Below are 20,449 nucleotides of genomic sequence, written 5' to 3' on the forward strand. Positions count from 1 at the left end.
GCTACGAACACTTAGAAGCACAGCGGGCAGTCGGGGTGTGGCTGCAGGCGAAGCGTTTTCAGTGGGATGCGGTTGAAGGGGTCCACGAGCAGCGTGTCGCCGGTGCGGGGTTCTGGGGCGGATACGCCCGGCGGGTCCGGCAGTTGGCAGATCCGCCGGGCCATCGTCGCTGCGGCGACTGAGCCTGCCTGGATCACGACCGGGTCCGGGTTGCGCACGCCCGCGGGTGTCGCGCTGGCGATTGCCGCCCACTGCGGGTCGCGCTCGAGGAGGTAGTGTTCGCGGCAGATCAGGCATGGGCCTTCCACACCGGCTGCGTAGGGCCCGACGAGGACGCGGGCGTCGATCTGGAGGACCGGAATCACAGGCCCCGTGCGGTGCCGGGTGTACGCGGCGAGTTCTCGGGCGCGGTGCGCTTGGTCGACGATGATGAGCGGGAGGGGCGAGGGGGCGTCGAAAAGGAAGCGGGAGAGCGGCTGGGTTGGCTCGGGCGAGCACACGTGGATGCCGCTGGTGCGCAGTGTTTCTGCCAGGGTGCTTGCAAGGCCTGAGGTGCCAAGCAGCAGTACTTCTGGGCGCGACACTTCGACGAGGATGCGGTAGGCGATGAGGTCCTGGATGAGGCTGCGCGCGGCATCCGTGCCCATGGAGGCCCCCAGCCGACGAACTATTTTGGTGAGCGGCTGGGGTGTAGACAGCGAGTCGAGAGCCGCGGCGACTGCGCGGGCGTTGCTGACTTCGATGATGCCGCTGCGCGTGGCGTCGAGCCCGAATTGCAGCGCGTGCGGGCCTCTGCTGAGTACCTGTACCCCCATGGCCAGCTGAATGACAGATTCCGACTGGTTACACATGCTTTCCCCCTGATGCCCATGTAGCTGTGTCGGTTGTACAGCATACAATCTTCGCCATGCAGGAGTCGGAGTTTGAGTATCGGGTGATTCGTTCGCCGCGGCGCACACGCACTGTGCAGGCCCGGCTTATCGACGGCGTCGTGGAAGTACGCATCCCAGCTCGGTTCAGCGAGCGCGAGGAGCGCGAGGCGGTGGCTGAGATGATGCGGAAGATCCGGAGGAAGACCCACCACCAGCACGTCAGCGACGCCGACCTTCAGGCCCGGGCGGAGGCGCTTAACGAGCAGGTGCTTGAGGGGCGGGCGAAGGTGGGCTCGATACGGTGGGTGTCGAACCAGACGAAGCGGTGGGGGAGCTGCACCCCGTCAACGGGCACGATTCGGATTAGTGACAGGCTGCAGCATGTGCCGGGCTATGTCCTCGACGCGGTGATTGTGCACGAGCTGACGCACACGTTCGTCCCTGGGCACGGCCCGAAGTTCTGGGCGTGGGCAGACAAAGCGCCCCTCGCGGAACGAGCGAAGGGCTACCTTGAGGCCTACCAACGGTTCGGCGGCGAGGGAGACTAGTCCTCGTCGTTCTTGCGTAGCTCCTCTTCCAGGCGTGCGAGTTCTTCGTCGAAGTCGTCGTCGGAGGAATCGTCGAGCAGAGTGTCGATGAACGCCGCCGGGTTGGACAGGTGCTCAGGGGTCGGTAGGAAGTCCGGATGGTCCCAGATCTGGTCGCGGCGGGTCTGGCCTACGGCATTTTCGACGCGGCGCCACAGCTCGGCGGCCTCGCGGACCTTCGGAGCACCCAGCTCGATGCCGACGACGTTCGCAAACGCGCGCTCGGCGGAGCCGCCGGTTGCGCGTCGGCGGGCCCATGCCTCGGCGAGCTGCGGCGTCGACGGGATGCGATCCGAGAGGGAGGCGTCGGTGACAACGTCGACCCAGCCCTCGACGAGCGCGAGCAGTGTCTCCAGGCGGGCGGTGGCGGAGGCGTTGCGGGAGGTCACGCGCGGGGAGAGGTCCGCGCCCTCCAACTGCTGGAGTGCTTCCTGGATGGCTTGCGGGTCGCCGCTTTCCAGGTTCAACCCGCGCGCCATTTCCTCCAGCTGCGACGTATCGATCTCCAGGCCTGCCGCGTACTCCTCAACGGAGGAAACGAGGCGCTCGACGAGCCACGGCACGTGCTTGAACAGGCGCTGGCGGGCGGCCTCGCGGGCCACGATGTAGACCAGGACTTCCTGGCCGGGGATCTCGAGGCCCTTGGCGGCGGCGGTGACGTTCTTCGGCAAAATGGCCGTCACCCCTGCGGGCGCGACGGGCAGGCCGAAGTCGGAACCAGTCAGGGCTTGCTGGGCAAGGTCCCCGAGCGCGTGGCCCAGCTTGGCGCCGAAGTTCATGGCGTTCATCTGCTCCATCATGCCGACCATCGGGCCCATCATCTCGCGGGCCTCTGCGGGCATGGTGTCGCGCTGCGCGCGGTTCATCTGCTCCGCAACCGGGTTGACCAGGCGCTTCCACATCGGCATGGTTTCAACCAGCCAGTCGTCCGCGTTCCACGTGCGCGGCTGGGCGTTTGCGGAAGGTAGCGTAGTGGCGTCGTCAAGCCAGAGGTCGGCAAGGCGGACTGACTCTTCAACCGCGGTGCGATCCCCCGCGGAGACCGCAGCTTTGTCGCCGACGTGCTGGCGTGCCATGCGCAGCGCCATCTCGAAGTTCACGGATTCGCCCTCTGTGCGGGCGTTCATTGTCGAACCCATGCCGGACAGCATCTGCCCAAACTGGTTCAAAATATCGCCCAAGCCACCTTGGCCACCGCCAACGTTGCCCCCGAACCCGAACGCCGCGAACGGATTATTCTGCTGGTTGCGACGCTCGTCGTCACCATTGTCACCGTCGTCGTCGTTGTTGGGGAAAGTAAATCCGAATCCATTACTCATAGGCACCACCCTACAGTCGTGTGTGCAGGTTGTGTCGGCTGCAGGCGGGAAAATCGCAACGCTGTGGGCGAACATCTAAGATTTGTGGGCGTGATGAACGCCGAGCAAGAACAACCACAGCCGCGCAGCCGCCGCCTCGCCACGATTGTGTGGGGCGCAATCCCGCTTGGGGTGTTGGCTGCGGCGCTGAGCCTCGACCATATTCCTGGCACCGATATCTCCCTGGCCGTGCCGTACGCGGCGCAGGGGTCGGGGCCGACGTTTAACACGCTCGGCGATGTTGAGGGCGTGCCCGTCGTAGAGATCGAAGGCGCGGACTCCGATGCAACGGAGGGCAACCTCAACATGACCACGGTGTCCGTGCGCACCAACATGACGCTGGTGCAGGCGCTGACCCGCTGGATCACCACGGATGACACGATTGTGCCACTGGAGCAGATCATCCCTCCGAATACGAACCAGGAGGAGATGAAGCAGCGCAACCAGGAGGCCTTCGTCGCCTCGGAGTCGGCGGCCACGATCGCCGCGATGAACTACCTCGGACGCCCGACCACGGTGGTGGTCCACGAGGTGATGGAGGACAGCGCCGCAAACGGGGTGCTGCAGGCAGCAGACATCATTACGCGCGTCGGGGGCAAGGATGTGTCGCAGCCGCGTCAGGTGCAGAGCCTTGTGCGCGAGCACGCCCCCGGTGACCGGCTCACCATCGACGTGCTGCGTGACGGCGCGCCGCACACGGAGGAGATCACGCTCGGAGCGAATCCGGAGGATGCGAAGGTGCCCATGTTGGGGATCTTGATGACGTCCGCTCCGGCCGACGGCGTGCAGGTGACCTACAACCTCAACGATGTGGGCGGGCCGAGTGCCGGGATGATGTTTTCGCTGGCGGTGATCGATAAGCTTTCGCCGGGGCTGCTCAACGGCGGGAAATTCGTGGCCGGGACCGGCACGATTAATGAGTCGGGGGAGGTCGGCCCGATCGGCGGCATCTCCCACAAGATCGCCGGTGCCCGCGACGCAGGCGCCGAGCTCTTCCTCGCACCAGAGGGCAACTGCGCGGACGTCATGCGCACGGACAGCGGGGAGATGCAGGTCGCGGCCGTCAAAACGCTTGATGACGCCGTCAAGGCCATGGATGCGTTCGCCCACGGCCAGCCGGTACGCAGCTGTAGCTAGGAGTCCGATTCGGTGGAGGTGGTTGCCTCCGCAGGGGCGGTAGCGCCCTCCGGGCGCTTCGCCAGCCCAAGCTTGTAGATGTGCTCGCGCGGACCTTCGCGGTCCATGGTGAGCAGCTGCTTCATAATCTGGCCCTTGTCATTATCAATGACGGTCACCACGGCAGAGGACCCAACGGTAGACCAGCCGACCACGAAGCGGCCGGTGTCTTCCACGACTTCGCTCGAGCGCAGCTCGGTGAGCACCTGCGTACTCGTGGTGGCGACGGACTCGGACTCCATGAACTGGAACTGTCCCATCTCGGAGCTGCTGCAATCGAACGCGTCCGGCAGGCCCGTCGGGGTGCAGCTGTCCAGTTTTTCGAAGAACTCGGGCGGAGCGAGCGTGGAGAACTGCTTCGCAACCTCGGCAACGCCGTTGTCGTCTTTCTTTGCGGTGCTCGTAGTGCTTGTCGACGTCCCCTCCGTAGTCTCCGTGGCCTTTGTGGTTTCAGACTCCGACGGCGAAGGCGACTGGGTGGACTCGGAGGACGTGGCCGGTGCCACCGTCGTGGTCGGCTCCTCCGATGGCTCCTCCTTGCTACCGCACGCGGTAGCTACCACCAGCGCCATCGCCAGCACCGCTGGAGTACCGACGCGCCGACGCCAAACCTTCGAAAATGTAGCCACGTTGTGCTCCTTTACCCTCTTAGGACAGCTCATCTGGGTCTTGTTCCAACCCGTAGCGTAACGCAGCAATCACGTTCGGCGCTACGTTTGGCCCACCGCGAAGCTCGATATCGTCCTGGGCGAACATGCCGCGCTCCTCCAGCTCCTCCTCGGTCAGCCGCATCTGGAGCAGGGTTTGCTCAATGCCTTCCTCACGCAGCACACCGGAGAAGAGGCGCGCCGGGCGTGGCGAGGGGTCATCGCTACTGGTGTCCCGGAACATAATCTCCTGCGCCAGCACGGCACCCTCCACCGCGTGTGGCCAGGCGATACGCGCCACGTACTCCGCGAGCTCCTCCGAGCCGGGGCGAATGCTTTCCGGCAGGTTGTCCTGGACAACGAGGGTCAGTGGCGAAGAGGCGTCGTCAACCTCGAGCTGCTCGAGCTCGTCCACAAGCAGGGAGGAGGGTACGAGTGCGAAGAGGGTCGGTCCCTGGTCCCAGCCTTCCGCATGCACGAACTCGACGGCTTCGGACATGGCCTTATTTAATGCTTGTTGGTTGAGCACGGGAACCCTTCTGTCAGTTCAGGCGTTACACTTTTTAAGATAGAACCTTAATACGCGTACTAAGACTATTTCGAAGGAGCAGGATTTGGCCACCCGCCTTAGCCAGCCACAGCCCCACGCGAAAAAGCAGAACTCCGGACTCGCCTTCACGATTGGTGTGCTCGGTGTGTTGCTGTTTTTCATCCCGATCCTGATCGGTCTCTATACCGATTTTCTTTGGTTCGGGGAGCTTGACTTCCGTGGGGTCTTCAACCGCGTCATCGTGGCGCGAGTGGCATTGTTTGTAATTTTTGCCGCCGTCGGCGCGCTTGTCACCTACCTCGCCGCGTGGTTCGCGTGGCGAGGCCGCACGAAGGAAGCCTTGAGTTTCGAAGCCGTTGTCGGCGACACCCGGACCAAAGTGAACCTGCAGCAGGGCGTTCGCACGCTCTTGGTGTGGGTCCCGGTGGTCATCGCGATCTTCTCCGGCCTGGCGGGGCAGCGCCTGTGGCGCACGTTCATGCTGTGGTTCAACAGGGAATCGTTCGGTGTGAATGATCCGCAGTTCGGCAAGGACCTCGGGTTCTACGCCTTCGCGCTGCCGGGTATCACCGCGATTATCGACGGCCTCTCACTCCTCCTGCTCGTCGCCTTTATCGTCGGCGCGGTGGGCCACTACCTGCTGGGAGGCATCCGCATCGGCAATAAGGTCAGTGGGGTACCGGGCCACATTTCCACGTCCGCTCGCGTGCAGCTCGCCGTGACCGCCGGCCTGTGGATGGTGCTCAAGGCAGTGAGCTACTGGCTGGAGCGCTACACCCTGATGTATGCGCAGAACGACATCTTCACCGGTGCGTCCTACACCACCATCAACGCGTCGCTGCCCGCAAAGGTGATCCTGACAGTCATTGCGGTGCTTGTCGCGGCGGCATTCTTCGCCTCGGTTGTATATAAGGACTTCCGCGTTCCTGTGATGGCGGCGGTGCTGATGCTCGTGTCCTCCCTCGTGGTCGGCGGTGTGTGGCCGGCGCTGCTTGAGCAGTTCTCGGTCAAGCCGAACCGCCAGTCGAAGGAATCCGAGTACATCGCCCGCAACATTGAGGCCACCCGCTTCGCGTTCGGCCTGACGGACGAGCAAGTGAAGTACCAGGACAACTGGGGCGCGGAAAAGGTCTCCAACGACAAGGTCGCAGACGACGCCGCGACGATTAGCAACATTCGCCTGCTGGACCCGGAGATCATTTCTCCGACGTTTACCCAGAATCAGCAGCTGCGCAACTTCTACGGCTTCCCGGACCAGCTGGCGATGGACCGCTACGAAGTTGACGGCAAACTGCGCGACTTCGTTGTCGCAGCCCGCGAGATGGACCCGAACGCGCTGCGCGAAAACCAGCGCGACTGGATCAACCGCCACACCGTGTACACGCACGGCAATGGGTTCGTCGCAGCGCAGGCCAACCGTGTTGATGAGGCCGCGCAGGACGCCGGCTCCACCCGCGGTGGCTTGCCAATCTTCACCGTCTCCGACCTGCAGTCCAACGCGATTGCCGCTGAGAAGGACCAGGCGGATGAGCTCGGGATCCAGGTCGACGAGCCCCGCGTCTACTACGGCCCGGTGATCGCATCCGCCCAGGACGGGCTGGACTACGCCATCGTTGGCGATACCGGCCAGGGCCCCGTCGAGTACGACACGGATAGCTCCACCTACACCTACGAGGGCAAAGGTGGCGTCAACATCGGTAACTGGGGCAACCGCATCGCCTACTCGGCGAAGTACCAGGAGCTGAAGTTCCTGCTGTCTGACCGCGTCGGCTCCGAGTCCAAGATTCTCTACGACCGCGACCCACGCAAGCGCGTTGAAAAGGTCGCGCCGTGGCTGACCACCGACTCCAAGACCTACCCGGCAGTCATCGACGGCAAGATCAAGTGGATTGTCGACGGCTACACCACGCTGTCCCAGCTGCCGTACGCAACGCGCGAATCGCTGACCGATACGACGCAGGATGCGCTGAACCCGGACGGGACCACGCAGCGCCTGCTGAACAACAACGTCGGCTACATCCGCAACTCCGTCAAGGCAACCGTTGACGCTTACGACGGCACTGTGGACCTCTACGCGTTCGACGAGAACGACCCAGTGCTCAAGGCATGGATGGGCGCGTTCCCAGGCACCGTTCGCCCGGCAAGCGACATCTCCGATTCGCTGCGCGACCACCTCCGCTACCCAGAGGACCTGTTCAAGGTTCAGCGCGAACTGCTGGCTCGCTACCACGTGAACGACCCAGGCGTGTTCTTCAACAACGACGCCTTCTGGTCCGTGCCGAACGACCCGACCGCGCCGGAAGGCCGCAAGGAGCTCAACCAGCCTCCGTACTACGTGGTCGCCGGCGACCCGGAGACCAACCAGCCTTCCTTCCAGCTGATTACGCCGTTCCGTGGCCTGAGCCGTGAGTTCCTGTCCGCGCACATGTCCGTGTCCTCCGACCCGGAGAACTACGGCCAGATCACCGTCCGCGTGCTGCCAACCAACACGCAGACCCAGGGCCCGAAGCAGGCGCAGGACGCCCTGATGTCCTCTGACCAGGTGGCGCGTGACCGCACCCTGTGGAAGGGCACCAACGACCTGAAGAACGGTAACCTGCTCACCCTGCCTGTTGGCGGCGGAGAGATCCTCTACGTGGAGCCGATTTACTCGCAGCGCAAGGACCAGGCGTCCGCCTTCCCGAAGCTGCTGCGCGTGCTCGTGTTCTACCGCGGCCAGGTTGGCTACGCGCCGACGATCTCCCAGGCGTTGAAGCAGGTTGGCATTCACTCTGAGGCTGCCCAGGACATCGACATCGTCGACGACAAGGGCAACACGAAGCCTGCCGAGCAAGCGCCAGCCGATGGCGAGAAGGCCAACACCCCAGCGCCAGCAGCTGCCGGCAACAAGGACGAAGCGCTGAACAACATCAACGATGCGCTGCGCAACCTGGAAGGCGCACGCGACGGCTCCTTCGAGGAGTACGGCAAGGCGCTCGACGCGCTCGACCGTGCGGTGAAGGAATACCAGAGCATGTAGTCCTTCCCGTGTAACCACTTGAATCCCCTGCGAATCCGTGAGGTGCGCAGGGGATTTGGTGTTTGAAAGAGGTATGCGTATAGTTATCACTCGTTGCCCGTTAAGGCAGCAGGTGAAAATCAAATATCACCCGACGCGGGGTGGAGCAGCTCGGTAGCTCGCTGGGCTCATAACCCAGAGGTCGTAGGTTCGAATCCTGCCCCCGCTACTAAGATAAGGCCCCTACCAGTGCAAATGCTGGTAGGGGCCTTCTTCATTTTGTGAGCGGATCACCTTTTGGTGCACTAGCTGGTGTACTAGGGTCAAAATCCTGCACCAAACGGAGCTGCGACGCTCCAACGAAGCGGCGCAGGTTTTCGGGGCATTGCTTAGTGATTGCGAGGTCGGCGGCAACGAAGGAACGCCACGGGAGCCGGCAGTTCGGGGGGTCTGCCTATCTCGGGGGTGAGACTGCTCAACCGTGGCGTTCGGGAGAAAGCTTATTGAGGGCGGCAAGTCCGTCAGCGCAGTAGCCAGGACACTCAACGTCTCGCGGCCGACGATCTATCGCGCTCTCAAGCGCATCGAAGCCGACGCTTAGGCACAGGCTGCGTCGCTAGCGCTCGCACCCGGCGAGAAGGCATCAGGCTGCGCTAGCGACGCTCGGCACACATGAGTGCTGCACTGCTGGGATACGCCTGCGATCGGCAGAGCCGGGCCGAATACGGGATTGACCACATACACCCCGTATTCGTGCAAAGGAGCACTGCCATGTCCACCCATTCTCACACGCTTGCATCCCACGGCGAGATTCTCGCGAACCTCCCCGGCATCCTCGGGTTTTACCCGAACAACTCGCTGATCCTCGCGTTCTTCGTCGACGACGAGGGCGTCGACACCGTCCGCCTCGGCCCGGTCGCGCGGTTCGACCTGGACGAAGCTGTTGCAAAGCTCACCGAGAGCCGCGAGCGGTTCGCAGCGTGGGTCCACCACCTCGAACTCGACGCTGTTATCGCGTACATGATCAGCGATGACATTGCGCAGCCGGTCTTCGAGGAGACGGCAACGTATCTCACCAGCGGGGCAGTGCACCTACCGCCGCTGCTCGGGGTGGTGCAGGTGCCTGAGATCGTCACCGGGGCTGCGTGGTGGTCCGTGTATCAGCATCCGCTCATCGACGAGCCGCGCCACGGCGTTGTCGGCGAGGTCGCAGCATCGGCGGCGCTGCGGCAGATGCTAGAGCACACCGGCGAGCTGCCGGAGCCGAGCAAAGACGACATCGAGGCACGGTTGAACAGCACCGATCACGGCATCGACGCTGCCGAGCACGCCGACATCATCGAAGACGCGCTGGCGTATGTTCCACCCATCTTCCGAGACGTACTGCAGCGTGAGTACGAGCAGGCAGCGGCGGGGATGACGCAGCCGAGTGCGCGTGCTATCCGATCTGCGCTGAAGTGCTTCACGACACCGCGCTTGCGTGATCCATTGCTTGCTGCGCTGCTTGAGGAGCCACAAGCAGGTCTCAAGTTCGCTGAGCAGGTGATGCGCGCTGTACCGGCTCACTGGCCTGGGATGAGGGCACAGCTTACGGCCACTGTCGCCGTGCTGGCCCAGGCAAACGGCCAGACGGGTCTGGCTGGCGTTGCCGCACACAGGGCCACCGAGATCAGCAGCAAAGAGACGTTCCCGTCGCTGGTGGCGAAGTTAATCGACATTGGCGAGGGCAGTCGTCTCGCAGAAGTGGTTCACGAGGGCGGTGCTCAGGCTCGCGTGCAGTTGTTCGAAAACTAGTACTTCACACCCCGTTGCAGCAGTTGCTGTAGCGGGGTTTTTCTTTTCTACCCACGCCGTGACCAGGGAAGAAGGAAATCTCCACCGAGCAGGGGAGAGGTCTCTAGACAGCAGAGCTGTCTCAAAGAACGGATTGAGAATCAATCCACGACACGGAGGCACGCCATGTACCACTACACCCACGAAGACCTAGAGCTGCTCTACCTCATGTCTGACGGCATGGATGGCGAAGACGCCGATCCGGGTGCCGCACAAGAGCTACGCGACCTGGAAGCAGCAGGGGCACATCTGCCCTGGGCAGTGCTGTAACAGCACTTACAGCAGCAGCAAAGCCGCTGCTCAAACACACAATTGAAAGACAATCACACACTCACTCATATAAGGAGAAATCACAATGTCCAACCCGTTTAACAATGGCACCATCGTTGGCAACGCAGCACGCGAGCCGAAGATCTTTGAGCACGCAAACGGCGGTGCGACGGTGAAGCTCAACGTCTACGCACGTAATACGTTCAAGAACAAGTCCACAGGCAAGGTGGAATCAGAGATTGTCGAACTCACTGGCTACGTGGCTGACGCCAAGAACCTCGGCGTCTTCGGATGCATCGGCGCTGGTGATCGCGTTGCAGTGAGCTACTCGCTGAAGACTGACAACTACACCGATAAGGACGGCAACAAGCACTATCCGCTGGTAGCGCGCATCGACACTGTGCAGCTGATCGACTCCAAGAAGGAGTCTGAGGCACGAGCAGCACGCCGCGAGAACAGCGCAGATAACGCTGCTGCTAATGACTCTGAAGAAGTGCCGTTCTAGTTGCAACAACACCCCGCAGGGAAACCTGCGGGGTTATTTTTTCAGCACAGACCACGCATAACGCCGTCGCCGTCCAGTACGGGAGCGCTGATACTCCTGCTCCAGACGCTCTGTCTCTACACAGTGCATTACATGAGCCATTACATGCGCTGTTTTACTGCACTGTGTACTAGCCATTCCATTACGCACTACGCTGGCGCACTTCAAGTTCATTGAAATCTTCTCAGACATTAGTGGTTCTCCTTCAAGTGAAGAATGCTTTAACTGGCCCCACCTTACCGGCATTCCTCTCAAACTTGGCCTCTGTTCGCTATGAGCGTTGGGGCACAGCGCCTAAGGCGCATACGGAAGCTGGGTTAACATTTACTCATGTCTGTTTCTGAGCTGTCCACCAGTACCCAGAACTATTTGAAAGCTATCTGGGGGCTAAAGGAATGGTCATCCGAGCCCGTTACCGCCACACTTATAGCGAAACAGCTGGGACTCAAGCTCTCCTCGGTCTCCGATGCAGTGCGCAAAATGTCGAAGCAAGGGCTCGTGTCACACACGCCTTATGGCTCTGTGGAGTTAACCGAACTTGGCAGGCAGTACGCATTGGTCATGGTGCGCCGCCACCGATTGCTTGAGTCTTTTTTGGTTCAAGCATTGGATTATACGTGGGACGAGGTCCATGATGAAGCCGAAAATCTTGAACACGCGGTGTCTGACATGCTCATAGGGCGCGTGGATAAGTTCCTCAATTACCCCACTAGGGATCCACACGGCGACCCTATCCCTACGGTTGATGGACAGGTCACTATCCCCAGTGCGCACCGTCTCACCGACAGCGGCGCACAACCGCAGGTGACCGTGGAACGCATTTCTGATTCCGACCCACAACTGCTGGCCTTCCTCAAAGAGCAAGGCATCGTCATTGGGGCTGTTCTTACCACGCGCGAAGGAACGCCCTTTTCAGAATCGCTCGAAGTACAGGTAGCCGACAGTACTCAGTGGGTAGTACTTGGGCGCCCAGCTACGGACGCAGTGTTTGTAGCACACCACAGCCTGTAGTCTTTCCCTTTCTCATTAATCCTGTCCCTACCTGCCCTTTTAAAAACTACGGTGCGGCGTAGTTTGCAACTACGGTAGTACGTAGTTAATCTTTTCGATCATCACCTATCCCACTTATGGCTAAGGCCAGGATGAGCAGGATTGTCATGTCAGACTCACCAGATTTGGTGTACTTTTCTAGCGTTTCTGAAAACACAAAAAGATTCGTCGAACGCTTAGATAGACCCGCAGTGCGCATTCCACTGCGGCCCAAGAAAACCGGAATGATCCAGGTTTCACACCCGTACGTACTCATCGTTCCAACCTACGGCGGTGGCTCGCTCAAACGCGCAGTCCCCAAACAGGTCATCGACTTCCTCAATGACCCAATCAACCGTTCCTTTATCCGGGGCGTGATTACCTCAGGCAATACCAACTTCGGAAGCGCTTACTGCGTCGCCGGCCGCATCATTTCCGCTAAGTGCCACGTTCCAGAGCTGTATCACTTCGAGCTACTCGGCACGCAGAAGGACGTTGCCGCTGTAAAGCAGGGCCTTCACAAGTTTTGGGAGCAGCAAAGCAACTAACAATTACACCCCATTGATTTCCCACAAAATGAAGACCACATCCGCAGCACACAGATTGGAAACCACAATGCCGCCACTTACGGCCACCCCCACACAGCCCATTGGCCCTACGCCCCGCACCGCTTCAGCAGACGATGCCGGCGGTGTCGGTAAGCGCAAGAGCTACCATGCACTCAACGCGCAGCTGAACCTATTCGACGATTCGGGAAGAATCCAGTTCGACAAGGACATTGAGGCAACACAAGACTTTTTAGCGCACCATGTCACTCCCCGCATGCATCAGTTTGAATCCACCAAGCAGCGCTTGGAGTGGTTGGTTGATAACGAATACTACGAGCGGGAATTCCTTGAGCTTTATGATGACGATTTTCTGTGCACTATGTACGACAGAGCCCACCGAGCCAAGCATCAGTTCCGCACTTTCCTCGGCGCATTTAAGTTCTTTACTTCATACGCACTGAAAACCTTTGATGGCTCGCGATTTCTGGAAGGCTACGAAGAACGCGTCGCCACCACAGCTTTGTACCTTGCACAGGGCGATGAAGAGCTTGCGGAGAAGCTGGTGGATGACATCATGACCGGACGCTTCCAGCCCGCCACCCCTACTTTTCTCAACGCAGGAAAAGCCCAGCGTGGCGAAATGGTCTCCTGCTTCCTCCTTCGCATCGAAGACAATTTGGAAAGCATTGGCCGCAGCGTGAACTCTGCACTGCAGCTTTCAAAACGCGGCGGTGGTGTGGCCTTGTTACTGAGCAATCTGCGCGAATCCGGAGCCCCAATCAAAAAGATTGAGAACCAAGCTTCCGGCGTAGTCCCAGTCATGAAAATTCTGGAAGATAGCTTCAGCTATGCCAACCAATTGGGCGCTCGACAGGGCGCTGGAGCCGTCTACCTACATGCGCACCATCCAGATATTCTTCGTTTCCTGGATACCAAGCGGGAAAATGCCGATGAGAAAGTCCGCATTAAGACTCTTTCGCTGGGAGTTGTTATTCCAGATATAACCTTCCAGCTGGCCAAAGAGAACAAGGATATGCATCTTTTTAGCCCGTATGACATCGCTCGCGAGTACGGCGTAGCCATGTCTGACATGTCTATCACCGAGTATTACGACGAGCTGGTTTCCAATCCGCGAATTTCTCATACGACTATCAAGGCCCGCGAGTTTTTCACCACGCTGGCTGAGCTTCAGTTTGAATCTGGATACCCCTACATACTCTTTGAGGATACGGTCAACCGCGCTAATCCCCTCAAAGGACATATCAATATGTCCAATCTGTGTAGTGAGATCCTCCAGGTCAACACGCCATCCACCTACGGCGCCTCAGGTAACTACACCACCGTTGGCCAGGACATTTCCTGCAATCTAGGGTCGCTCAACATCGCTAAAGCTTTTGAATCACCGGACTTTGGGGAAACTGTTGAAACCGCGGTGCGCGCTCTCACGAAGGTCTCAGACCTAACAAATATCGAAGCTGTTCCTTCCATCGCTCACGGTAATGCATCCATGCATGCCATCGGGTTGGGCCAAATGAATCTCCACGGTTTCCTGGCTTCCAAGCGTATTCCTTATGGCTGCGCCGAAGCACTGGACTTTACAAATATCTATTTCCTGACCGTGACCTATCATGCGCTCCGTGCATCCCATGCGCTAGCGGTTGAGAAAGGTCAACGATTCACTGGCTTTGAAGAATCCACCTATGCCACTGGCGTCTACTTCGACAAGTACATCGACCAAGACTGGGCGCCGGCCACTGACCACGTAAAACGGCTATTCCATGAGGCTGGCGTGCAGATTCCTCAACGCGAGGATTGGCTACGGCTCAAGAACCAAGTGATGCAAGACGGCATCTACAACGCCTACTTGCAGGCAGTTCCACCCACTGGATCAATTTCCTACATCAATGACTCCACCGCGTCCATACACCCGATTGCCTCCAAGATTGAAATACGCAAGGAAGGCCGCTTGGGGCGCGTGTACTACCCCGCACCGGAAATGACCAACGACAACTTGGAGTATTTCGATGACTCCTACACCGTGGGGTACAAAAAAATCATCGACACCTACGCTATGGCCACCCAACACGTGGACCAAGGGCTTTCCCTGACTTTGTTCTTCACCGCTGACACCACTACGCGGGACATCAACAAGGCACAAATCTATGCCTGGAAAGCCGGAATCAAGACCTTGTACTACATCCGTTTACGCCAACCTGCACTCCAGGGAACCGAGGTCGAAGGCTGCGTTTCCTGTGCTCTGTAGGAACACGGTCCTTCCTTCATTCACAACCATCCATCAAGAAAGAAAGAAGCTATGTCTTCAACATCAAACACTGCTGAGCTAACCAGCATCTCAGTTACGCCGCCAAGTTACCGGCATGACCCTTCAGCCCGCATCCGCGCCATCAATTGGAATCGGGTGAGCGATGAGAAGGATCTTGAAGTGTGGAACCGCCTCACCGCCAACTTTTGGTTGCCAGAAAAGGTTCCACTTTCAAACGATCTCCCGGCGTGGCAGAGGATGACACCGGAGGAACGCAACCTCACCATGCGGGTGTTCACGGGACTCACCACCCTGGACACCGTCCAGGCCACTGTGGGCGAAATCTGTCAGATCCAAGATGCCCGCACCGAGCACGAGGAGGCCGTGTATACCAACATCGCCTTCATGCAATCAGTCCATGCCCGTTCTTACTCTTCAGTGTTTTCTACTTTGAGCAGTACGAAAGAAATTGATGAGGCATACCGCTGGGCGGTGAATAATGACCTTCTCCAGGCACGCGCCAAAAAAGTGCTCACTCATTATTTTGGACCCGATCCACTCAAGCGCAAAGTGTCATCGACGCTGCTTTCCTCGCTGCTTCTCTACGCGGGTTTCTATCTTCCCCTGCATTTTTCCGTCCACGCCACCCTGACAAATACGGCAGACATGATTCGCCTCATTCTGCGTGACAAGGCAGTGCACGGTTACTACTCAGGCTACAAGTACCAGCGCGGACTGGAAACGTCTGCTCCACAACGGCAACAGGAGATGCATGATTTCACTATTTCCTTGCTCGAAGAGCTTTATGCCCTAGAGCTGGATTATTCCGGCGAGCTATATGAGCCGTTGGGGCTCATGGATGATGTAGCTGTATTCGTTCGCTATAACGCCAATAAGGCGCTCATGAATTTGGGCTACCCGGACTACTTCCCACCTGAAGAAACGGAAGTGAACCCGGAAATCCTCGCTGCCCTAGCACCTGGAGCAGATGAAAACCATGACTTCTTCTCCGGCTCCGGTTCCTCCTATGTCATTGGCACCGCTGAAGAAACGAGTGATGATGACTGGGATTTCTAAACCGTTTCCACGACCAGACCAAGGAAGCTGGCTTGAGACCATCGCGCTGTTTGAAGCCATCCGCGAAGGAAACCAACCAGCAGCCATGCGGCTTTTGGATACGTCCGCCGCACGGGAGGCCGTCCTCGGGGGACTGTTAGGACTCATCGAACTGTACTTCCGCCATGAAGAAGACAAAGTGGATAACTTTCTTACTGCCGCCCACGCCGCCGGGCCACCGCCTGCCTTTGGCTGCAAGCCTTTTCTCCCTTGATCGCACGTACCTACGCCCAACTAAAAAGAAAGGACTTCCTATGACCACCCCACGCATTAGTGTTATCGTCGGCAGCCTGCGCCGCGGCTCATTTGCGCGCAAGATTGCACACGAAGTGCTCACAATGATCCCTGAAAACTACCAGGCAGACATCGTTGAAATCCGTGACTTGCCGCTCTATGACTTCGACTACGATGACCCCTCGGTCACGGACAAGCCCATTCCAGCTGAGTACACCACTTTCCGCGACACCATCAAGAACTCGAGCGGCGTCCTCTTTGTTACCCCGGAAAATAACCGTACTATCCCTGCCTGTCTCAAGAATGCAGTGGACATCGGTTCCAAGCCCAACTCGGATGTGGCTTGGAAGAACCTTCCCGCAGGTATCATCAGTCACTCTGTAGGCCGCATGGGCGGCTACAGTTCACAGAAGAACCTCCGGCTCGCCCTGTCCTACTTCGATATGCCGCTTCCTGGTCAGCCCGAGGTATTCCTTGGCCAATCCCCCACCCTCTTCGAAGACTCCGGCCATCTCAATGAAGGCACCGCAGGCTTTGTCAAAGACTACGTTATACGCTTCCTGCAGTTGGTCGACATGACATTAACAGCCAAGCACAGCTAGCGACGGCGACTAACCCTAGCCACCGCCCTCTACGAAGTACTTGAAGGCTTCTAAAGGGCCTTCTCAAAGACACAAACCCCGGATTCACACTCATCCTTGAGTTACCTGAATCTGAACCCAGGACGCTTCAAAAAACACCGCTCTAATTCTTCGATTTTCGCTGAATTAGAGCGGTTTTAGCGCTGTCGCTGGACACTGACCCTGGCGACATCCTGTTAGGCCGCTACAGGGCCATACAGGGCAGGGGAGACCCCCATCTACGGCTTGCCGCCGTCGGGGGACTCCTTGTCACCGTCGTGGTCGCGCTGTTGCTCCTGCTGGCGGCGCTTAGCGATGCGTTCCAGCGCGCGACGCAGTACTGCAGCGCTTTCCTCCTGAGTACGGTCGATGACGATCTCGCGGTACCGTTGCTTCATCTCTGGGTTGCTGTCAATCTCGACCCGCAAAAAGTCCTGATCAACATGCGAAATCTCCTGCAACGACTGCGTTGCTTCCTCGATGATGATCTTCGCTTCCTGCTCTGCTTCCTCGCGCGTTACTGCAGCGTCACGTGTGGCCTCATCATGTTCTTCACTGCCGAATTCTTCGGCAAGGTCAAGCAGCTCATCTGCCTGAGCTTCAGCGAGACCCAGCGTCTGCTCAGCTTCTTTGCGTGCGTCACTGCGGATCTGCTCGGCTTCTTGCTCGGCCTTTTCGCGTGCTTCGCTGCGGAGCTGTTCAGCTTCCTGCTCTACACGCTTGAGCTTGGCTTCGGCGGCGCTCTCAACCTCCTTGGCACGGTCCAGTAACTCTTCCGCCCGTGCCTCGGCAAGACCCAACTCCTGTTCAGCATCCTTCTGTGCATCATCACGAATCTTTTCGGCGTCCTGCTCGGCCTTCTCGCGTGCTTCTTTGAGTACGCGCTCGGCAACCTCGCGAGCCTGCTGTTCAGCATTTTCCTGCACACGCTGGGCTTCTTCACGGGCCTGCTGCGCCCGTTCGAGTTCTTCTGCAGCTTGCTTGCGGTCTTTCGCTGCAGCATCGACATCTCGCTGTACGGAGCTGTGCTTCCGTTCCACCTCGTCCTCACGGTTCGCAAGGTCGCGCTCCCGGTCCTGCTGTTCGACGTAACGGTCAAGATTCAGCGACTCATTGTGACGTTCAGACACATCTAGCTCTACCGGGTAACCCAACGCGTACATGTGCTCTCGAAGTCCACGCTGCGCGTCGATGAACTTCTGGTTCCCGGAGATTTGTTTGCCCTTCTTCGGGCCAGATATGTACCGCACCGACTCATCAGTGTTGTACGCGATGCCGGGCCGGCAGCGGAGCTTGTCGGGATCAGCCCCCTCTTCGGAGGGGGCTTTTCCTGTTTCCGGCTTAAGGGACATTTTGTGCGTAAACACGGCGTGTCGCGATAAGGGACATTTTGTGTGTGTGTTCAGCTCCGTCCGGCCCACCTTTTTCTCACTCCTAAGCCGGGATTCCACTGATGATCAATGCCGGTATCGAATTCTTTCGGCCCGTCGACCTCTTCCCGTCGACCTCTTCCGGTCGACCTACTCCGGTTTACCAACGCAGGTCAGCGCAAAATCGGCCAAATAGCACGAAATGGGCCCAAAATGCCGTGACCTGCATTGGTCGACGCTAGGAGGTCGACCGGAACACCCGCTAACTCGATGCGGCCAGAATTGTGCACGTCAAGGGCTTTGCTCGTCCCCTGGCTATTTGCGACCGCCCAACGCACAGGCGGCTGGTTCTAGTTCCTTAGAGTCCTTGATCTCGCTGGGGTTCCTGTGCTGCCCGCAGACTCCATACCACACACCAGACGTCATTCGGTGTTGATTTCTCAAAACGGGCAAATGGAACTGTTTTGAAAACCATATCTGGTTGTTGGCCGAGGCCATCCCGGGAAACCAGATAGACATCTACATACAAAATGTCCCTTACGCCCACATTCGATCTTCGAGCAATAGCGTTGGGAACCGAGACGCGGTCTCCAGCGTCTAAATATAGACAAGCATTCGCAGATGGAGTATCGCCATGATGAAAACAACCACGATTAATGAAGACATTGAGTCAATGAGCAGGGCGCATAACGGACTGTCGCCTCGTGCATGGAGCCTGATTAAGCACCGAACCAAAGAATTGCTCGTATCACATATCGCCGAGTGCGCGGCAACATGGGGAGGAGATGCCAGCAGGGCGGATGCAAGAGGGTGGCAGGTCTTTGGGATTGACCAAGCAGTGCGGCTTTTGGGGGAGGAAACCCTTGGAGCGCAGTTTCAGCGATTGAATGCGTTGACAGAAGGCCTTTCTAGGTACTTGTTGGCCAAGTATTACCAGGTTCCTGCGGGCGTCTATGACGAAGTGACGGATGAACAGATTGATGCTGTCGACGCTCTCCTGGGCACGGGCGATGTTAGGAGCGTTGTAGGCGAGGTCGTTGAGGAAGCGGTTCGTCGTATCCATGTTGTTGAGGTAAAACATGCGCTTGAACAGTTTGTAGCAGGAGAGTCATGAGCGCACATGCTATTGAACAGACCGTGTATCCCGTGTTGCGCGGGACGTATTGCCTCAATGTTGGATTGGACGCTCGCTCGCGGCGAGGACGCAACCCGTTCCAAGCTTGACCGGTCAAACTGAACCGGTGTGCCAGAACGAGTTGCGGTATCGATAACCCCGCTTAGCTGTCCCAGTCCACCGCCCAGGGATCCTCTTCTTCTTCTTGCTGCTCCATCAGCGCGTTGATCGGCTCCGTCAGGTGTTGGTCGATCACCGTCCAGGCGGCTTCGTTCTGGTCCTGCAGGAAGATTCGTTTCATCTCGTCGCTGCTGTCCGGAAGGCTCTGGATGTCCTCCGCCCATCCCGCTAAGCGTTGTGCTCTCCGAGTCCACGACAATAAATCGACCTGTTGGTTCAGCTGCCGCCAAAGTTCCTCGACTGCCTGTGGGCTGTGGTCCTTGCCCAACGTTTTCAGTGCTTCCTCCACGGTAGTTTTCATCACTGCGTCGTTCAGTTCTGCTGGTGTGATCGCTGGCTTGTGGTAGCGCATCATTCCTGCCAGCTTCGTCGCGTCCCCTCCCGTCGCTTCCAAGGCTTTGATCACGAGCTGTCCTACTTGGTACTGAAGATGCTGAAACATCACCCGGTAGTACGCCTGATCCTTCTCCTCCTGAATGCCCGGCGTCTCGCGCAATCGGTTGAATACCCCGCGATCCATCTCGGCGTGCTCGCTGTGAAGCTGTTTCAGAATCTTGTACGCGGTCGGCTCGTTCGCGTTCTCCGGATCGGTTATCTTCAGATACTCCACGATGAGGAAGATCGAGTCGCTGTCGCGATCGGTCATGGGAAGATCCCAGTCCACTCCTCTCAGGATGTCCGGCACTAGTCGCTTCGGGTAACCGTGAAATTGAATCTGCGGTGTGGTCATTATTGTCTCCTTTTTCTTGTGGTGTGGTGGTCAGTTGTTCATCGAGATAGCTGAACAACTCAAGTTGATTGTCGTCCACTCGAGTCTTGCGACGTGCCATACATGCTCCCGGGTTGATACTTAGGTTTTATTTAGCTTAACCAAATGCTCCAGTATCAAAAGACCCGTTTGCGCAGGCTGTACGGCATGACGGCGCGCCAGCGTGACGGCATGCTGGCATGCCGTCATAGCGTCAGGCTGGCAGTCTGGCGTGCCGTACCGCTTCCATGAAGCCGCCGCGCACGTAGTAGGGACTGTCCTTTTAGTGCGTGCATGCTTTACTCCTTTCTTCTTTCGGTAATGCTAAGCCGTCATGCCGTCAAGCCGTCGTGCTGGCATGCTGGCGTTACGGCATGCTGGCGTTACGGCAT

General features: G+C 58.7%; 20 protein-coding genes and 1 tRNA gene. 15 read left to right on the plus strand and 6 right to left on the minus strand.

Features of this window, described 5'->3' with window-relative positions:
* Nucleotides 1-11: 11 nt before the first annotated feature.
* Nucleotides 12-851 carry a hypothetical protein gene (locus BJP07_RS01140; protein ID WP_071565671.1) on the minus strand — a complete coding sequence of 280 codons (840 nt, stop codon included), beginning with the start codon at nt 849-851 and terminating at the stop codon, nt 12-14.
* Nucleotides 852-907: 56 nt separating this feature from the next.
* Between BJP07_RS01140 and BJP07_RS01145 the strand changes: the two genes are divergently transcribed.
* Nucleotides 908-1,420, plus strand: a complete 513-nt coding sequence (locus BJP07_RS01145; RefSeq protein ID WP_071565672.1) for a M48 family metallopeptidase — start codon at nt 908-910, stop codon at nt 1,418-1,420.
* Here BJP07_RS01145 and BJP07_RS01150 read toward each other — a convergent pair.
* Nucleotides 1,417-2,778, minus strand: a complete 1,362-nt coding sequence (locus BJP07_RS01150; protein WP_071565673.1) for a zinc-dependent metalloprotease — start codon at nt 2,776-2,778, stop codon at nt 1,417-1,419. The genes BJP07_RS01145 and BJP07_RS01150 overlap by 4 nt on opposite strands.
* Before the next feature lie 93 nt (nt 2,779-2,871).
* Here BJP07_RS01150 and BJP07_RS01155 point away from each other — a divergent pair, with 93 nt between their 5' ends.
* Entirely contained in the window at nt 2,872-3,954 is a 1,083-nt protein-coding gene (locus BJP07_RS01155) for a PDZ domain-containing protein (RefSeq protein ID WP_071565674.1), read from the plus strand.
* Here BJP07_RS01155 and BJP07_RS01160 read toward each other — a convergent pair.
* Nucleotides 3,951-4,622, minus strand: coding sequence for a hypothetical protein (locus BJP07_RS01160; protein ID WP_083583985.1), 672 nt, complete (start codon nt 4,620-4,622; stop codon nt 3,951-3,953). The two genes, BJP07_RS01155 and BJP07_RS01160, sit on opposite strands and share 4 nt — an antisense overlap.
* Nucleotides 4,623-4,641: 19 nt before the next feature.
* Nucleotides 4,642-5,139, minus strand: coding sequence for a PPA1309 family protein (locus BJP07_RS01165; protein WP_071565676.1), 498 nt, complete (start codon nt 5,137-5,139; stop codon nt 4,642-4,644).
* 115 nt (nt 5,140-5,254) lie between these two features.
* Between BJP07_RS01165 and BJP07_RS01170 the strand changes: the two genes are divergently transcribed.
* From BJP07_RS01170 to BJP07_RS01215, 12 genes are all read left to right on the plus strand, one after another.
* On the plus strand, nt 5,255-8,209 hold the full coding sequence (locus tag BJP07_RS01170) for a UPF0182 family protein (protein WP_071565677.1): 2,955 nt from the start codon (nt 5,255-5,257) through the stop codon (nt 8,207-8,209).
* A gap of 134 nt (nt 8,210-8,343) precedes the next feature.
* A tRNA-Met gene (locus BJP07_RS01175) sits at nt 8,344-8,417 on the plus strand.
* Between the two features lie 252 nt (nt 8,418-8,669).
* Nucleotides 8,670-8,789, plus strand: a complete 120-nt coding sequence (locus BJP07_RS01180) for a helix-turn-helix domain-containing protein (protein ID WP_083583987.1) — start codon at nt 8,670-8,672, stop codon at nt 8,787-8,789.
* 170 nt (nt 8,790-8,959) lie between these two features.
* Nucleotides 8,960-9,982, plus strand: a complete 1,023-nt coding sequence (locus tag BJP07_RS01185; protein WP_071565678.1) for a DUF4192 domain-containing protein — start codon at nt 8,960-8,962, stop codon at nt 9,980-9,982.
* A gap of 165 nt (nt 9,983-10,147) precedes the next feature.
* Nucleotides 10,148-10,291, plus strand: coding sequence for a hypothetical protein (locus BJP07_RS11130; RefSeq protein WP_165482993.1), 144 nt, complete (start codon nt 10,148-10,150; stop codon nt 10,289-10,291).
* An 85-nt stretch (nt 10,292-10,376) separates the two neighbouring features.
* Nucleotides 10,377-10,796: a single-stranded DNA-binding protein gene (locus BJP07_RS01190; RefSeq protein WP_070362918.1), complete on the plus strand. Its 420-nt coding sequence runs from the start codon at nt 10,377-10,379 to the stop codon at nt 10,794-10,796.
* Between the two features lie 369 nt (nt 10,797-11,165).
* A complete protein-coding gene (locus tag BJP07_RS11520) occupies nt 11,166-11,846 on the plus strand; it encodes a metal-dependent transcriptional regulator (protein ID WP_071565679.1) in 681 nt (226 codons plus the stop codon).
* A gap of 116 nt (nt 11,847-11,962) precedes the next feature.
* Nucleotides 11,963-12,412: a class Ib ribonucleoside-diphosphate reductase assembly flavoprotein NrdI gene (gene nrdI, locus BJP07_RS01200; protein ID WP_052093126.1), complete on the plus strand. Its 450-nt coding sequence runs from the start codon at nt 11,963-11,965 to the stop codon at nt 12,410-12,412.
* 67 nt (nt 12,413-12,479) lie between these two features.
* Entirely contained in the window at nt 12,480-14,675 is a 2,196-nt protein-coding gene (gene nrdE / locus BJP07_RS01205) for a class 1b ribonucleoside-diphosphate reductase subunit alpha (RefSeq protein ID WP_071565680.1), read from the plus strand.
* Nucleotides 14,676-14,726: 51 nt separating this feature from the next.
* Nucleotides 14,727-15,752: a class 1b ribonucleoside-diphosphate reductase subunit beta gene (gene nrdF / locus BJP07_RS01210; RefSeq protein WP_034666259.1), complete on the plus strand. Its 1,026-nt coding sequence runs from the start codon at nt 14,727-14,729 to the stop codon at nt 15,750-15,752.
* Nucleotides 15,733-16,005 (plus strand): hypothetical protein, encoded by a 273-nt coding sequence (locus BJP07_RS10925; protein ID WP_133065267.1) that lies wholly within the window; start codon nt 15,733-15,735, stop codon nt 16,003-16,005. Before nrdF ends, BJP07_RS10925 begins: the two co-directional genes overlap by 20 nt.
* Before the next feature lie 40 nt (nt 16,006-16,045).
* On the plus strand, nt 16,046-16,627 hold the full coding sequence (locus BJP07_RS01215) for an NADPH-dependent FMN reductase (RefSeq protein ID WP_022862715.1): 582 nt from the start codon (nt 16,046-16,048) through the stop codon (nt 16,625-16,627).
* A 257-nt stretch (nt 16,628-16,884) separates the two neighbouring features.
* Here the strand turns inward: BJP07_RS01215 and BJP07_RS01220 are convergent, their stop codons facing one another.
* Entirely contained in the window at nt 16,885-17,997 is a 1,113-nt protein-coding gene (locus BJP07_RS01220) for a hypothetical protein (RefSeq protein ID WP_070478496.1), read from the minus strand.
* A gap of 652 nt (nt 17,998-18,649) precedes the next feature.
* On the opposite strand from BJP07_RS01220, the gene BJP07_RS01225 reads away from it, so the two are divergent.
* Complete coding sequence (locus BJP07_RS01225) at nt 18,650-19,129, plus strand: hypothetical protein (protein ID WP_071565682.1); 480 nt, start codon at nt 18,650-18,652, stop codon at nt 19,127-19,129.
* Between the two features lie 163 nt (nt 19,130-19,292).
* Here BJP07_RS01225 and BJP07_RS01230 read toward each other — a convergent pair whose 3' ends face one another.
* Nucleotides 19,293-20,039 (minus strand): hypothetical protein, encoded by a 747-nt coding sequence (locus BJP07_RS01230; protein WP_071565683.1) that lies wholly within the window; start codon nt 20,037-20,039, stop codon nt 19,293-19,295.
* Between the last annotated feature and the right edge of the window lie 410 nt (nt 20,040-20,449).

Origin of the sequence: Corynebacterium sp. NML130628, from assembly GCF_001875665.1 — a bacterium.
GTDB lineage: Bacteria > Actinomycetota > Actinomycetes > Mycobacteriales > Mycobacteriaceae > Corynebacterium.

Bases quoted from the DNA above. Each gene is read 5' to 3' on its own strand.
- BJP07_RS01140 (WP_071565671.1), bottom strand. From the start codon at position 851: ATGTGTAACCAGTCGGAATCTGTCATTCAGCTGGCCATGGGGGTACAG.
- BJP07_RS01145 (WP_071565672.1), top strand. From the start codon at position 908: ATGCAGGAGTCGGAGTTTGAGTATCGGGTGATTCGTTCGCCGCGGCGC.
- BJP07_RS01150 (WP_071565673.1), bottom strand. From the start codon at position 2,778: ATGAGTAATGGATTCGGATTTACTTTCCCCAACAACGACGACGACGGT.
- BJP07_RS01155 (WP_071565674.1), top strand. From the start codon at position 2,872: ATGAACGCCGAGCAAGAACAACCACAGCCGCGCAGCCGCCGCCTCGCC.
- BJP07_RS01165 (WP_071565676.1), bottom strand. From the start codon at position 5,139: ATGTCCGAAGCCGTCGAGTTCGTGCATGCGGAAGGCTGGGACCAGGGA.
- BJP07_RS01185 (WP_071565678.1), top strand. From the start codon at position 8,960: ATGTCCACCCATTCTCACACGCTTGCATCCCACGGCGAGATTCTCGCG.
- BJP07_RS11130 (WP_165482993.1), top strand. From the start codon at position 10,148: ATGTACCACTACACCCACGAAGACCTAGAGCTGCTCTACCTCATGTCT.
- BJP07_RS01190 (WP_070362918.1), top strand. From the start codon at position 10,377: ATGTCCAACCCGTTTAACAATGGCACCATCGTTGGCAACGCAGCACGC.
- BJP07_RS11520 (WP_071565679.1), top strand. From the start codon at position 11,166: ATGTCTGTTTCTGAGCTGTCCACCAGTACCCAGAACTATTTGAAAGCT.
- nrdI (WP_052093126.1), top strand. From the start codon at position 11,963: ATGGCTAAGGCCAGGATGAGCAGGATTGTCATGTCAGACTCACCAGAT.
- nrdE (WP_071565680.1), top strand. From the start codon at position 12,480: ATGCCGCCACTTACGGCCACCCCCACACAGCCCATTGGCCCTACGCCC.
- nrdF (WP_034666259.1), top strand. From the start codon at position 14,727: ATGTCTTCAACATCAAACACTGCTGAGCTAACCAGCATCTCAGTTACG.
- BJP07_RS10925 (WP_133065267.1), top strand. From the start codon at position 15,733: ATGATGACTGGGATTTCTAAACCGTTTCCACGACCAGACCAAGGAAGC.
- BJP07_RS01215 (WP_022862715.1), top strand. From the start codon at position 16,046: ATGACCACCCCACGCATTAGTGTTATCGTCGGCAGCCTGCGCCGCGGC.
- BJP07_RS01220 (WP_070478496.1), bottom strand. From the start codon at position 17,997: ATGTCCCTTAAGCCGGAAACAGGAAAAGCCCCCTCCGAAGAGGGGGCT.
- BJP07_RS01225 (WP_071565682.1), top strand. From the start codon at position 18,650: ATGATGAAAACAACCACGATTAATGAAGACATTGAGTCAATGAGCAGG.
- BJP07_RS01230 (WP_071565683.1), bottom strand. From the start codon at position 20,039: ATGACCACACCGCAGATTCAATTTCACGGTTACCCGAAGCGACTAGTG.